Origin of the sequence: Pseudomonas sp. SC3(2021) (genome assembly GCF_019856535.1) — a bacterium.
GTDB classification, from domain to species: Bacteria; Pseudomonadota; Gammaproteobacteria; order Pseudomonadales; family Pseudomonadaceae; genus Aquipseudomonas; species Aquipseudomonas monsensis.
The window spans coordinates 398,624-412,170 of sequence record NZ_CP082236.1 but is presented as its reverse complement, the minus strand read 5'-3'; the positions used below and the strand labels follow the sequence as shown (position 1 = coordinate 412,170).

The window sequence follows — 13,547 nt, the reverse complement described above, 5'->3', positions numbered from 1 at the left end:
TTCGGTTGACGCTCAGCTCTGGCAAAATGCGCGTTGATTGGTTTATCGGCCACTTTTTGCCGATCCTTAACTTTTTTGAGCGTGTTTTCATGATTGAGCAACCCGCGGCCTGCCGCATCCATGTCCAGGCCCTCGGCCCGGCGTTTGAAGCGCAAGCCGAGCAGTGGGCCGAGCGTCTGGGCCTGCCGCTGGCAGTGGCCGACGGTGAGTTCGCCTTGCAGGTCGGCGAGCAGGGTTTGCAACTGCAGCAGTTGGGCCCGGATGCACCGGGGCCGGTACGCGTCGATTTTGTCGAGGGCGGCGCGGCGCATCGGCGGTTGTACGGCGGCGGCAGCGGGCAGATGATCGCCAAGGCCGTCGGCATCGCCCAGGGCGTGCGACCACGGGTGCTGGATGCCACGGCGGGGCTGGGCAAGGATGCGTTCGTGCTGGCCAGCCTCGGTTGCGAGATGAGCCTGATCGAGCGCCAGCCGCTGATCGGTGCGCTGCTGGAGGACGGTCTGGCGCGGGCGGCGGAAGATTTCGAGGTGGCGCCGATCGTGGCGCGGATGAAGCTGCTCAAGGGCAACTCCATTGAGGTCATGCGTAACTGGGAAGGCGAGCCGCCGCAGGTGATCTATCTCGACCCGATGTTCCCGCATCGCGAGAAAACCGCGTTGGTGAAGAAGGAAATGCGTCTGTTCCGGCCATTGGTCGGGGATGATCCGGATGCCCCGGCCTTGCTTGAAGCGGCGCTGGCACTGGCGACGCACCGGGTGGTGGTCAAGCGTCCGCGCAAGGCGCCGTGTATCGAAGGGCCGAAGCCGAGTCATGCGCTGGATGGCAAGTCCAGCCGATACGATATTTACCCGAAGAAAGCGCTCAAGCCGTAAAACCGAGTCGCTCCAATCGCTGGCAAGCCAGCTCCACAGGTTTTTGTGTCGTTCGCACGATGGGTGTTTACCACACTCCCTGTGGCAGCTGGCGTGCCGGCGATGGCATCAGCACAGACCCTGAATAATCAGGGCCGATACGCCCGCATGAACAACCCCACCACCTCCTGTACATGGATCTCCGCCGCCTCTTCACTCAGCGGCTCACCGCAGCAATACAGCAAGCGAAAATTCCCCGCGCCCTTGATCAGGCAGAAGAAGTGCTCGGCCGCGTTACGCGGTTGGTCGATGCTCAACGCGCCGGTCTCGTGGATGCGCTTCAGCAGCCGCTCCATGCCTTGCACCATGCGTTCAGGACCGGCCTCAAAGAAGATCAGCGAGAGCTTCGGATCCTGTGTGCCCAGCGCCATCATCAAACGGTGCAAATTCACCGACTCTTCGCTGTTGATCAGCTGATGAAAGCCTCGCGCAATGTTCAGCAACACATTTTCCACGGCGATGCCGGCAGGCAATTCGAAGAACAGCGGCGGTAACTGCTCCTCGCATTTGGCCATCACGGCGGAGGAGAACAGCGTCTCCTTGTCGTTGAAGTGGCTGTAAACCGTCAACTTCGACACGCCAGCCTCGGCGGCGACCGCGTCCATGCTGGTGTTGGCGTAGCCTTGACTCAGAAACAGGATTTTCGCCGCATCGAGGATCGCCCGGCGCTTGGCCGGATCCTTCGGACGGCCCGGGCCGTTTGGAGCTGAAAGATTGTTCGACATTCTTCGCTTTTAATACTGGACTGGTGAGTTTGCTATTAATACCATACCGGCCAGTATAAATATTCCAAGCACCATTAGCGAAAGGTCCGTCACCATGTTCCGCCATGCGTTGTCCTTTGCGTTGCCAGCCAGTCTGGCGTTTTTGTTGTCGGCGTGTGGTCAGGAGGAGGCGGTGCAAGTGACCGTGCGACCGGCCATGGTGGTGCAGCCAGAGCCTTCGACGCAGGCGATGGAAAGTTTCCCGGGCGAGGTGCGCGCGCGCTACGAGCCCGATCTGGCGTTCCGCATCGGCGGCAAAGTCAGCCGACGACTGGTCGATGAGGGCCAACGCGTCAAGGCCGACCAACCGCTGGCCGAGCTCGATCCGCAGGACGTCCGCCTGCAACTGGAGGCCACCCGCGCCCAGGTCGCTGCAGCCGAAGCCAACCTCAATCTGGTGCGCGCCGAACGCGACCGCTACAAGACCCTGATGGACCGGCAGATGGTCAGCCGCTCGGCTTACGACAACGCCGAAAACCTTTACCGCTCCGGTGAAGCCCGCCTCAAACAAATCAAAGCCGAATTCAACGTCTCGACCAACCAGGCCAGTTACGCGGTGCTGCGCGCGCCGCAGGACGGCGTAGTGGCCAAGCGTTCGGTGGAAGTCGGTCAGGTGGTCGCGGCCGGGCAAACCGTGTTCACCCTCGCCACCGACGGCGAACGCGAAGTGCTCATCAGCCTGCCGGAACAAAGTTTTGGCCGGTTCAAGGTCGGTCAGCCGGTGACCGTTGAACTGTGGACGCAACAGAACCAGCGCTTCGCCGGGCAGATCCGCGAACTGTCGCCTGCAGCCGATCCAAAGTCCCGCACCTTCGCCGCGCGCATTGCCTTCACCAGCGGCAAGGTGCCGGCCGAGCTGGGCCAGAGCGCCCGAGTGTTCGTGCAGTCGGCCGATGCCGTGCCGTTGTCGGTGCCACTCTCGGCACTGACCGCCGAAAACGGCGCGACCTATGTCTGGGTCGTCAGCGCCAACAACACGCTGAAGAAAACCCCGGTGCGCGTCGGTCCGTTCGGCGAAAAAACCGTGCCGGTGCTCGAAGGCCTCAACGCCAACGACTGGGTGGTTGCCGCTGGCGTGCATGTGCTGCTCGAAGGCCAGCAGGTGCGCCCCGTGGATCGCTCCAACCGTGTGGTCCATCTGGCGGACAAGGAGTAAGTCCCGATGCGCTTCAACCTTTCCGAATGGGCGCTGCGTAATCGCCAGATCGTCCTGTTCCTGATGCTGTTGCTGGCCATCGTCGGCGCCTTGTCTTACACCAAACTGGGCCAGAGTGAAGACCCGCCGTTCACCTTCAAGGCCATGGTCATCCAGACCCGGTGGCCGGGGGCGACCGCGCAGGAAGTCTCGCGCCAGGTCACCGAGCGCATTGAAAAGAAACTCATGGAAACCGGTGAGTACGAACGCATCGTCTCGTTCTCTCGCCCGGGTGAGTCGCAGGTCACCTTCATCGCCCGCGACTCCATGCATTCCAACCAGATTCCCGACCTCTGGTATCAGGTGCGCAAGAAGGTCAGCGACATCCGGCAGACCTTGCCGCCGGGGATTCAGGGACCGTTTTTCAACGATGAATTCGGTACCACGTTCGGCAATATCTATGCGCTGACCGGCAATGGTTTCGACTACGCCGTGCTCAAGGATTACGCCGACCGCATTCAGATCCAGCTGCAACGGGTCAAGGACGTCGGCAAGGTCGACCTGCTCGGTTTGCAGGACGAGAAGATCTGGGTCGAACTGTCCAACGTCAAACTCGCCACCCTCGGCTTGCCGCTGGCAGCCGTGCAGCAGGCATTGGAAGAACAGAACGCGGTGTCCACCGCCGGCTTCTTCGAGACCGGCAGCGAGCGTTTGCAGCTAAGGGTTACGGGGAATTTCAAGACCGTCGATGAGATAAAGAACTTCCCGATCCGCGTCGGCGATCGCACGTTCCGCATCTCCGACGTCGCTGATGTCCGCCGGGGTTTCAACGATCCACCGGCGCCGCGCATGCGCTTCATGGGCGAGGACGCGATCGGGCTGGCCGTGGCGATGAAAGATGGCGGCGACATTCTGGTGCTCGGCAAAGCACTGGAAGGCGAGTTCTCGCGGATCCAGAAAAACCTTCCGGCCGGCATGCAGTTGCGCAAGGTCTCCGACCAGCCGGCAGCGGTGAAAACCGGGGTCGGCGAGTTCGTTCAGGTGTTGGTGGAAGCGCTGGCGATTGTGTTGCTGGTGAGCTTCTTTTCCCTTGGCGTGCGCACCGGCATGGTGGTGGCGCTGACCATTCCGCTGGTGCTGGCGATGACCTTCGCCTGCATGTATTACCTGGGCATCGGCCTGCACAAGATTTCCCTCGGCGCGCTGGTGCTGGCGCTGGGCTTGCTGGTGGACGACGCGATCATTGCCGTGGAAATGATGGCGATCAAAATGGAGCAGGGCTTCGACCGTATTCGCGCGGCGAGCTATGCCTGGACCAGCACCGCATTCCCGATGCTTACCGGTACGTTGATCACTGCCGCAGGCTTTCTGCCGATTGCCACGGCGCAGTCCGGCACCGGCGAATACACCCGCTCGATCTTCCAGGTGGTGACCATCGCGTTGCTCGCCTCGTGGGTGGCGGCGGTGATGTTCGTGCCGTATCTGGGGGAAAAACTGCTGCCGGATCTGGCGAAGATTCATGCGGCCAAACACGGAACGGCTGATGGCCAGTCAGACCCTTACGGCACGCCGTTCTATCAGCGGGTGCGGCGGCTGGTGGAGTGGTGCGTGGTGCATCGCAAAACCGTGATCGTGATGACGCTGGGGCTGTTCATCGCCTCGGTGATGTTGTTCCGGTTCGTGCCGCAGCAGTTCTTTCCGGCCTCCAACCGGCTGGAATTGATGGTCGATCTGAAACTCGCCGAAGGCGCGTCTTTGGCCAACACCGCCGGCGAGGTCAAGCGCCTGGAAGCGCTGCTCAAGGATCACGCTGGCATCGACAACTACGTGGCGTATGTCGGCACCGGTTCGCCGCGTTTCTACCTGCCGCTGGATCAACAATTGCCGGCAGCGAGCTTCGCCCAGTTTGTGGTGTTGGCGAAAACCATCGAGGAGCGCGAGGTGCTGCGCACCTGGCTGATCGACACGCTCAACGAGCAGTTCCCGGCCCTGCGCTCGCGGGTGACGCGTCTGGAGAACGGGCCGCCGGTGGGTTACCCGGTGCAGTTCCGCGTCACCGGTGAACACATCGAGGAAGTCCGCGCGCTGGCGCGCAAGGTGGCGGCGAAGGTTCGCGAGAATCCGCATGTGGTCAATGTGCATCTGGATTGGGAAGAACCGAGCAAGGTTGTGTATCTGAATATCGATCAGGATCGCGCTCGGGCACTCGGGGTGAGCACCGCCAATCTGGCGAAATTCCTGCAGAGTTCGTTGACCGGCTCAAGTGTCAGTCAGTACCGCGAAGACAACGAATTGATCGAGATTCTGCTGCGCGGCACGGTGCATGAGCGCACTGAATTGTCGTTGTTGCCGAGTCTGGCGGTGCCGACGGACAACGGCCGCAGTGTGGCGTTGTCGCAGATCGCCACGCTGGAATATGGCTTCGAGGAGGGCATTATCTGGCACCGCAATCGCCTGCCGAACGTGACCGTGCGGGCCGATATTTATGGCAAGGAGCAGCCGGCGACACTGGTCAAACAGATCATGCCGACGCTGGATTCGATTCGTGCTGAATTGCCGGATGGTTACTTGCTGGATGTCGGCGGCACGGTGGAAGATTCCGAGCGCGGGCAGAAGTCGGTGAATGCCGGGGTGCCGATGTTCATCGTAGTGGTGCTGACCTTGCTGATGGTGCAGTTGCGCAGTTTTTCGCGCACGGCGATGGTGTTTCTGACGGCGCCGTTGGGCTTGATCGGGGTGACGTTGTTTTTGATGGTGTTCCGTCAGCCGTTCGGGTTTGTGGCGATGCTGGGGACGATCGCGCTGTCGGGGATGATCATGCGCAATTCGGTGATTCTGGTGGATCAGATCGAGCAGGATATTGCCTCGGGTTTGAAGCCTTGGCAGGCGATTATCGAGGCGACTGTGCGGCGTTTTCGGCCGATTGTGTTGACGGCGCTGGCGGCGGTTCTGGCGATGATTCCTTTGTCTCGGAGTGTGTTTTTCGGGCCTATGGCGGTGGCAATCATGGGTGGGTTGATTGTGGCGACGGCGCTGACGTTGTTGTTTTTGCCGGCGTTGTATGCGGCTTGGTTCAGGGTTCGTCGCGAGGGTTGATCTTTGGTTTGACGTGGCGGCCTTCGGGCCGGCCAGGTTCTTGGGGTTTTGGGTGAATATCCGTTGGTTTGGGGGTTGCGGCTGGCGGTTTCGCCCTTACGGCGAGTCCCTTTGGCAAACGCCCCAAAGGAACCAAAGGTCTTTGCCCCAACGTTCGGCCCGCTCGCTGGGGCTCGGGGTTCCTTCGCTCCGGGATTGTTCCGGGCGCATCGCCTCCGGTTTGCTTCGCTGCACCTCCTCTCGATGTGTTTGGCTTCGCCAAACGGTCGCTGCGCTCCCACCCCCGGATCAATCCCTCCACTCAGCCTGCCGACGGGGCCTGTGGATCAAGATCAAAAGCTGCAGCCGAGCTAACGCTCATCCTGTTGAGTGGTGAGAAGCGAGGCGGGACGAGGTGTGCGCGTTTTGCTCGTGCGCTTCTGTGGGGGCTGGCTTGCCAGCGATGGCGGCCTGACAGCCGACCTGTTTTTTTGCCGATGTACGCAATTAACTTTAGGAGCCAGCCTGCTGGCGATGAGGCCTGCACGGCCTCCCAATCTTTCTCTGCATGGACTCTTTCCAACCTGTGGGAGATCAAGATCAAAAGCCGCAGCCGAGCTAACGCTCATCCTGTTGAGTGGTGAGAAGCGAGGCGGGATGAGGTGCGCGCGTTGTGCTCGTGCGCTTCTGTGGGAGCTGGCTTGCCAGCGATGACGGGCCCCCAGCCGACCAGTCTCTAACAGATTGCTCACGATCCAACTGTAGGAGTGAGCCTCGATCAAGTCGATTCGCAACACTGGCGCCCACAAAAAAGCCCGCTGAGCCGGTGGAGGTCAGCGGGCTTTTTGTCGTTCGGGGTTTACAGCGTCCCGAACACTTTCTTCGCCAGGCTGGTCGCGGCAGCGGCCGGGTTCTGGCGGATGGTTTCTTCCTGTTTGCCGATCATTTCGAACAGGCCATTGAGCGCTTGTTCGGTGACGTAGTTTTCAACGTTGGCGCTCTTGGCGTCGACGACGCCGAAGGTGGCGGCCTGGCCGGCGAAGGCGTTGTATTTCTGGGCCACGCCGACTTTGTCAGTGGCTTGTTTGACGATCGGCAGGAACTTGGCGCGGATCTGTTCGCGACTGGATTTGTCCAGGTATTGAGTGGCCGAATCTTTGCCGCCGCTGAGGATGCCTTTGGCGTCAGCCACGCTCATTTTTTTCACGGCGTCGATCAGGATGGGCTGAGCCTGGGTCACGGCGGATTCGGCGGCCTTGTTCATGGCGGTTTCCAGTTCTTCGACCTGGGCACCCATGCCGAAGGCTTTCATTTTGCTGGCGGCTTTGCCGAGTTTGCCCGGCAATTCGATCTTCACGTCCGGGTTATTGCTGAACCCACCCGGGGTGCCGAGTTGTTTGACGGCGATTTGCGCGCCTTGAGCCAGCGCATCCTTGAGGCCGCCGGCGGCGTCTTGTTGCGACAGGTCGGTAAGCGACAGTGCCATCGCGTTGGCGCAGATCATCAGGCCTGCGCACAGGCCGGCGAAGCGAAGGGTAGGGCGGAGCATGGCGGCTTCCTTGTTGCAGAAAATGAATTAACGAACAGCGTCGACGCGGATTTTCAGCGGTTGCGGGTCGTTGCCGTCGAGTTGCACGGCGTGGTTTTCGGTGGTGATGAACATCAGTTCGCCGTTGACTTCAATGCGCGCGCTGACCGAGTAACGGTGGCCGGGTTTGACCTGGGCCGGATCGTAGCTCAAGTGGAACGGCAACGGAACCTGGCCTTTGACCGGGCCTTTCTGTTCATCAAGGACCACCGCCGGCGCATCGGCCAGCGACACGTCTTGCAGGCTCACGCTCAGGGTCGCGCTCGGTGGCAGGGCGATGCGTTGCAGGTAGAACACTTCGCCGTCGAGTCCGACTTTGCCGGCGGGGGTGGTCGACTGGCAGGCGCTGAGCAGGGCAGCGGCAGCGAGAACGGTGAGTTTTTTCATGGTAAATCTCCTTTCAATGTGGGGGCGGGCTTGCTCGCGAAGGCGGTTCAACATCCCTGTTGTCTGCCCCACCGCGAGCCGGCTCTCTCCTACAGGTATTGCATCAGGCTTCGGACTGGCTGGTCGGTTGGTCTGCTGCATCTTCACTGCGGTGCAACGCCACCTGGCGGATCGACAAGCGAATCTCCGCTGGCAGCACGCGTTTGGCCGCGCCTTCGGCCAGTTCGCCGAGCAGTTCGTGATAGCTCAGTTTGCCGGCTTCGTCGCGACGAAGAACGTCGAGGTCGAGCAGGGTCTGGATGAAGTGGCGGAACAGGCTCTTGTCGAAGAATTCCGGGGCATTGAGGCCGTGCAGGATCGACAGGCGCTGGGCCATGACCGTGCAGAGGTCTTCCAGCTCTTCGGCACTGATGCTGTTCTGGCCGGCGTTGAGCAGCAACGACACCGTCATGTAGAAGCGTTGCAACGTCTGCGCGATGCTTTTCGACAGCAAGGTCAGCAGCACGAAATGCCGCGAACTCGGTGCCGGTCGCAAGTACAGCTCTTTCTCGAAGCGCAGCAGCCCTTGTTCGACGAACGCTTCCAGCCACTGATCGACGACTCCGTCGAGTTCGTCCAGCGTCCAGCGAATGAACAGCTCCGATTGCAGGTACGGATACAGTGCGCGGGTGTAGCGCAGGATCTGTTCGCGACTCATGCGCGATGTGCTTTGGAAAAAGCTCGCCAGCAGTGCCGGCAGGGCGAAGATGTGCAGCACGTTGTTGCGGTAGTAGGTCATCAGGACGGCGTTCTGCTCGTCCAGGTAGAGAATTTTGCCCAGGGCGTCGTTCTGCTCGGACAGCAGATCCATGTCCTTCACGTGCTCGATCAATGCGCGGCCATCGCCTTCCGGCAAGGTCGTGTGTGGCGAGTACGGCACCTTGCGCAACAGGGCCAGGTACAGATCCAGCACCCGCGCCATCGCGCGATCATCCAGCGCCAGGCGGGTGGTCGACAACAATGCCAGCGCCACCAGATTGACCGGGTTGATCGCCGCCGCTTCGTTCAAGTGTTGCGCGACTTTGTCGCCGAGGCGGTTGGTGGTTTCGTTAAGCCATGCCGGTTTGTACTGCGGACCGAGTTCCTGCTGGCGCCAGCCCGGCTGTTCGCTGTCGAGGAATTCCGCGAGTTTGATCGGTTCGCCGAAGTTCACCGCTACCTGGCCGAAACGTTGCTTGAGCGCGCCGATGACTTTGAAAATGTCGAAGATCGATTCTTTCTTTTTGCTCGCGCCTCGCAATTCTCCGAGGTAGGTACGACCTTCCAGCACACGCTCGTAACCGATGTACACCGGCACGAAGACGATCGGCATCCGCGACGAACGCAGGAAGCTGCGCATCGTGATGGCGAGCATGCCGGTCTTCGGTTGCAGCATGCGCCCGGTGCGTGAGCGGCCACCTTCGACGAAGTACTCGACCGGGAAACCTTTGGTGAACAGGGTGTGCAGGTATTCGTTGAACACCGAGGTGTACAGCGGATTGCCCTTGAACGTGCGGCGCATGAAGAACGCGCCGCCACGGCGCAGCAGGCTGCCGATCACCGGCATGTTCAGGTTGATCCCGGCGGCGATGTGCGGTGGGGTCAGGCCGTTGCGGAACAGCAAGTACGACAGCAGCAGATAGTCGATGTGGCTGCGGTGGCACGGCACGTAGATCACTTCGTGACCCTGGGCGACCTTCTGCACGCCTTCGATGTGGTTGACCTTGATGCCGTCGTAGATCTTGTTCCAGAACCAGCTCAGCACCACTTCGAGGAAGCGGATCGCGGTGTAGGTGTAGTCCGAGGCGATCTCGTTGCCGTAGCGCAGGGCCTGGGCCTTGGCTTTTTCCAGGGAGATGTTCTCGCGCTCGGCCTCTTCGACGATCGCTTGCCTGACCAGTGGCTGGTTGAGCAGGCCTTTGACGAGGTTACGGCGGTGGGAAATGTCCGGGCCGATGACGGCGGCTTTCAGATTGCGGAAGTGCACGCGCAGGATGCGCTGGGCCATGCGCACCGTGCGTTCGTGGCCCTTGTTATGCTCGATCAGTTCGCGCAGGTGGATCGGCGCCGAGAACTGCACGCGGGTCTTGCGGCCGAGGACGATGATGCTCAGCAGGCGACGCAGGCGCCCGGTCACGGCCCAGCTGTCGGCAAACAGCAACTTCCACGGACTGTTTTCGCTGTCCGGCGACTGGCCCCAGAACACGCTGACCGGAATGATCTGTGCGTCTTCGGCGGCATTCTGGGTCAGGGCGCTGACCAGACGGGTCAGGGTTGGCGGTGCGCCGCGTTTATCCTGGCGACCGAGCCAATCGGGGTCCGGCGTCAGATAGAAAAACGCCGCCGGCTCGATCAGCGAACCGACCGACACCGGCAGCACCGGACGCGGCAGGCCAGCCTTGGTGCACTCGGTGTCGACCACGGCCAGATCGGTCAGCGAAGGGTTTTGCAGGACGTAGAACACCGGACGACTGCGGTCGAGGTTGAGGGTGAACGACGACTGGTTGATCGTCTCGGATCGCACCCAGAGATACAACAGTCGGCGCAAGGTGCCAAACACAAGACGGCGGAACGGGGAACGGGTCATACGGCTTCTGCGTGAGTTGATAAACCGAGCGTTTGCTCGGGAGGTCGACAGTTTGCCGTATTCACCGAAAATCGGCAAAAAAGCGGCGAAGTAATCTCCTGTTGAGACTTTTCGCACCTGTCATATACTCGGCGGTCTGTCGCCGGGGCCCTTTTATGGACGTCGGACGCAGGCTGACGTTCCGCGAAGGCTTTCCTGCGAAAAGCCTGTTCAATAATAAAAAAGGAGTATGAACAGATGGCAACACGTGAAACCGGCAATGTGAAGTGGTTCAACGACGCCAAGGGCTACGGCTTTATTCAGCGCGAAGACGGGGTGGACGTGTTCGTGCACTACCGCGCGATTCGCGGCGAAGGGCACCGGTCGTTGACTGAAGGCCAGCAGGTTGAATACGCAGTGATTACTGGCGAGAAGGGTTTGCAGGCTGAGGATGTAGTCGGCTTGTAACAGCGGTTTCAAGCTGCAAGCCACAAGCTACAAGCCGTTCAGCTTGAGACTTGCAGCTTGCAGCTTGCAGCTTGCAGCTGCTTTTATGCCGTTTTCCAGGTGATCTCTTCTTCACCGTCGGCGCTGATGCGAATCCAGCGATCCGCCGTCTCTTCACCTTCTTCTTCAACCCACGTCCCTGGCGCGCAACGCACCTCCACGTTCAACGCGGCAAAGGCGGCGCGGGCGCAGGCGATGTCGTCGTCCCATGGGGTCGCATCGCTTTCCAGGTACAGGCTGTTCCACTTGCCCACGGCTTTCGGCAGCCAGGTCACCGGGATGTTGCCGGCCTTGCATTTGTAAGTCTGGCCTTTCTGTACCCAGTCGCTGCACGGGCCCAGCGCGGCGCCGAGCCAGGCGGAAATGGCCTTGTGGTCGACGTCGGCGTCTTTCAGGTAAATCTCGATATCCGGTTGGCGCATGGATGTCCTCACTGCGGGTCTGAAAAATCCATTCGCGGATTTAGCCGGCCCCGGGCACTCGCCCGAGACCAAAAGTTATTGAAGAACGAAATAATCGTAGCGCATCGACACGGTGGTCACGAACGGCTCGGCCTGTTCGATCACCGCTGCACGACGCTCGGCACTGGCGCGCCAGCCGTGAGGTGTCATTGCCAGCAGGTTGGCGCGATCCTCGGGCTTGTCCAGCGTCAGTTTGAATTCCAGGGTTTCGCTGTGCGCCAGCGCCATGCCTTCGGGCACCAGGGCCAGATGCTTGTCGTCGGTGTATTCGCGCACTTCGTCGTACAGCCGTTCGCGCAGTTCCATCAGATGGCCGCTGGTTGGGCCGACCTTCATCAGGCCGCCGCCGACACTGAGCAGGCGCTTGGCCTCTTCCCAGTCCAGCGGGCTGAAAACGCTGGCGAGAAACTGGCAACTGCCCGACGCCAACGGCACGCGGGCCATGCTGGCGATCAACCAGGTCAGGGCCGGGTTGCGCTTGCAGGCGCGTTTGACGGCTTCGCGGGAGATGTCCAGCGCGTAGCCATCTGCGTTCGGCAAAGCCTCGGCGATCTGTGCGGTGTAGTAACCCTCGCCACAACCGATATCGACCCAGCGATCCGGGGCGTAACTCGCCGCCAGTTCGGCCAGGCGTTTGGCCACCGGCGCATAATGCCCGGCATTCAAGAAGTCGCGGCGCGCCTCGACCATGGCCTGGTTGTCGCCGGGATCGCGGCTGTTTTTGTGCTGCACCGGCAACAGGTTCAGGTAACCCTGACGCGCACGGTCGAAGCGGTGGCCGGCGGGGCAGACCACGCCGTTGTCCACGCTGTTCAGCGGTTCACTGCAGATCGGGCACGCGAGCATCAGGCGAGCAACTTGATCAGGGTCTGGTAGTAGATCTCGGTCAGTACGTCGAGATCGGCTGCCAGCACACGCTCGTTGACCTGGTGAATGGTCGCGTTGACCGGGCCCAGCTCAACCACCTGGGTGCCCATGGTCGCGATGAAACGGCCATCGGACGTACCGCCACTGGTGGACGCCTTGGTCTCGCGGCCAGTGATGTCGCGGATGCTCGACGACACCGCGTCGAGCAGCGCGCCCGGCTCGGTGAGGAACGGCAGGCCGGACAGCGCCCAGTCGATGTGCCAGTCCAGACCGTGTTTGTCGAGGATGTCGGCCACGCGCTTCTGCAGGCCTTCGACGGTCGATTCGGTGGAAAAGCGGAAGTTGAACACCGCCACCAGATCGCCCGGGATCACGTTGGTCGCGCCGGTGCCGGAGTTGACGTTGGAAATCTGGAAGCTGGTCGGCGGGAAGAAATCGTTGCCGTGATCCCAGTGCTCGGCGGCCAGTTCGGCCAGCGCCGGGGCGGCGAGGTGGATCGGGTTCTTCGCCAGATGCGGGTAGGCCACATGGCCCTGAACACCGCGAACAGTGAGCTTGGCTCCGAGGGAGCCGCGCCGACCGTTTTTCACCACGTCGCCGACCAGGGTAGTGCTCGATGGTTCGCCGACGATGCACCAGTCCAGACGTTCGTTGCGCGCTGCCAGACGTTCCACCACAGCCTTGGTGCCGTGGTGCGCCGGGCCTTCCTCGTCGCTGGTGATCAGGAACGCGACCTTGCCCTTGTGGTTCGGGTAGTCGGCGACGAAGCGCTCGGCGGCCACGGTCATCGACGCCAGGCTGCCTTTCATGTCCGCTGCGCCACGGCCGCAGAGCATGCCGTGTTCATCAATGACGGCGTTGAACGGGTCGATCTGCCAGGCGCTCACCGGACCGGTCGGCACCACGTCGGTGTGGCCGGCGAAGCACAGCACCGGGCCTTCGTCGTTGCCGTGGGTGGCCCAGAAGTTATCCACATCCTCGATGCGCATCGGCTCCAGGGTGAAACCGGCATCGCCCAGGCGCTGCATCATCTGCTTCTGGCAATCGGCGTCGACTGGCGTCACGGACGGGCGGCGGATCAGGTCGATGGCGAGTTGGAGGGTCGGCGAAAGGTCGGCGTGGGCCGTCATGGAAAACTCCGGGATCATGAATTTGAGCGAGGGCCAATGTGGGAGCGAGCTTGCTCGCGAAAGCGGTGTATCAGGCAACATAAGGGTTGAATGTTACAAAGCCTTCGCGAGCAAGCTCGCTCCCACAGGGATTGGGTT

At 61.4% G+C, this 13,547-nt stretch carries 11 protein-coding genes; 4 read left to right on the top strand and 7 right to left on the bottom strand.

Features of this window, described 5'->3' with window-relative positions; translation table 11 throughout:
• Positions 1-89: 89 nt before the first annotated feature.
• Complete coding sequence (locus tag K5Y35_RS01960) at positions 90-872, top strand: class I SAM-dependent methyltransferase (RefSeq protein ID WP_123465042.1); 783 nt, start codon at positions 90-92, stop codon at positions 870-872.
• A 128-nt stretch (positions 873-1,000) separates the two neighbouring features.
• Here the strand turns inward: K5Y35_RS01960 and K5Y35_RS01955 are convergent, their stop codons facing one another.
• Positions 1,001-1,636, bottom strand: a complete 636-nt coding sequence (locus tag K5Y35_RS01955; RefSeq protein WP_123465044.1) for a TetR/AcrR family transcriptional regulator — start codon at positions 1,634-1,636, stop codon at positions 1,001-1,003.
• 94 nt (positions 1,637-1,730) lie between these two features.
• Between K5Y35_RS01955 and K5Y35_RS01950 the strand changes: the two genes are divergently transcribed.
• A complete protein-coding gene (locus tag K5Y35_RS01950) occupies positions 1,731-2,831 on the top strand; it encodes an efflux RND transporter periplasmic adaptor subunit (RefSeq protein ID WP_123465046.1) in 1,101 nt (366 codons plus the stop codon).
• Positions 2,832-2,837: 6 nt separating this feature from the next.
• The gene (locus K5Y35_RS01945; protein ID WP_222833572.1) at positions 2,838-5,906 is read left to right on the top strand and encodes an efflux RND transporter permease subunit; all 3,069 of its coding nucleotides are present in this window, start codon (positions 2,838-2,840) and stop codon (positions 5,904-5,906) included.
• Between the two features lie 838 nt (positions 5,907-6,744).
• Here K5Y35_RS01945 and K5Y35_RS01940 read toward each other — a convergent pair.
• From K5Y35_RS01940 to plsB, 3 genes are all read right to left on the bottom strand, one after another.
• Positions 6,745-7,434, bottom strand: coding sequence for a DUF4197 domain-containing protein (locus K5Y35_RS01940; protein ID WP_123465050.1), 690 nt, complete (start codon positions 7,432-7,434; stop codon positions 6,745-6,747).
• Positions 7,435-7,461: 27 nt separating this feature from the next.
• A complete protein-coding gene (locus K5Y35_RS01935; RefSeq protein WP_123465052.1) occupies positions 7,462-7,860 on the bottom strand; it encodes a YbaY family lipoprotein in 399 nt (132 codons plus the stop codon).
• Between the two features lie 103 nt (positions 7,861-7,963).
• Positions 7,964-10,465: a glycerol-3-phosphate 1-O-acyltransferase PlsB gene (gene plsB / locus K5Y35_RS01930; protein ID WP_186745105.1), complete on the bottom strand. Its 2,502-nt coding sequence runs from the start codon at positions 10,463-10,465 to the stop codon at positions 7,964-7,966.
• A 237-nt stretch (positions 10,466-10,702) separates the two neighbouring features.
• Between plsB and K5Y35_RS01925 the strand changes: the two genes are divergently transcribed.
• Entirely contained in the window at positions 10,703-10,912 is a 210-nt protein-coding gene (locus tag K5Y35_RS01925; protein ID WP_007908870.1) for a cold-shock protein, read from the top strand.
• Positions 10,913-10,995: 83 nt separating this feature from the next.
• Here K5Y35_RS01925 and K5Y35_RS01920 read toward each other — a convergent pair whose 3' ends face one another.
• The 3 genes from K5Y35_RS01920 to dapE form a co-directional block, all read right to left on the bottom strand.
• Positions 10,996-11,373 (bottom strand): hypothetical protein, encoded by a 378-nt coding sequence (locus K5Y35_RS01920; RefSeq protein WP_039769649.1) that lies wholly within the window; start codon positions 11,371-11,373, stop codon positions 10,996-10,998.
• Between the two features lie 75 nt (positions 11,374-11,448).
• On the bottom strand, positions 11,449-12,258 hold the full coding sequence (locus K5Y35_RS01915) for a putative RNA methyltransferase (RefSeq protein ID WP_123465056.1): 810 nt from the start codon (positions 12,256-12,258) through the stop codon (positions 11,449-11,451).
• Entirely contained in the window at positions 12,258-13,409 is a 1,152-nt protein-coding gene (gene dapE, locus K5Y35_RS01910) for a succinyl-diaminopimelate desuccinylase (protein ID WP_123465058.1), read from the bottom strand. Before dapE ends, K5Y35_RS01915 begins: the two co-directional genes overlap by 1 nt.
• Between the last annotated feature and the right edge of the window lie 138 nt (positions 13,410-13,547).

Excerpts from the sequence above, each read along its gene's own strand:
- K5Y35_RS01960 (WP_123465042.1), top strand. The coding sequence starts at position 90 with ATGATTGAGCAACCCGCGGCCTGCCGCATCCATGTCCAGGCCCTCGGC.
- K5Y35_RS01955 (WP_123465044.1), bottom strand. The coding sequence starts at position 1,636 with ATGTCGAACAATCTTTCAGCTCCAAACGGCCCGGGCCGTCCGAAGGAT.
- K5Y35_RS01950 (WP_123465046.1), top strand. The coding sequence starts at position 1,731 with ATGTTCCGCCATGCGTTGTCCTTTGCGTTGCCAGCCAGTCTGGCGTTT.
- K5Y35_RS01945 (WP_222833572.1), top strand. The coding sequence starts at position 2,838 with ATGCGCTTCAACCTTTCCGAATGGGCGCTGCGTAATCGCCAGATCGTC.
- K5Y35_RS01940 (WP_123465050.1), bottom strand. The coding sequence starts at position 7,434 with ATGCTCCGCCCTACCCTTCGCTTCGCCGGCCTGTGCGCAGGCCTGATG.
- K5Y35_RS01935 (WP_123465052.1), bottom strand. The coding sequence starts at position 7,860 with ATGAAAAAACTCACCGTTCTCGCTGCCGCTGCCCTGCTCAGCGCCTGC.
- plsB (WP_186745105.1), bottom strand. The coding sequence starts at position 10,465 with ATGACCCGTTCCCCGTTCCGCCGTCTTGTGTTTGGCACCTTGCGCCGA.
- K5Y35_RS01925 (WP_007908870.1), top strand. The coding sequence starts at position 10,703 with ATGGCAACACGTGAAACCGGCAATGTGAAGTGGTTCAACGACGCCAAG.
- K5Y35_RS01920 (WP_039769649.1), bottom strand. The coding sequence starts at position 11,373 with ATGCGCCAACCGGATATCGAGATTTACCTGAAAGACGCCGACGTCGAC.
- K5Y35_RS01915 (WP_123465056.1), bottom strand. The coding sequence starts at position 12,258 with ATGCTCGCGTGCCCGATCTGCAGTGAACCGCTGAACAGCGTGGACAAC.
- dapE (WP_123465058.1), bottom strand. The coding sequence starts at position 13,409 with ATGACGGCCCACGCCGACCTTTCGCCGACCCTCCAACTCGCCATCGAC.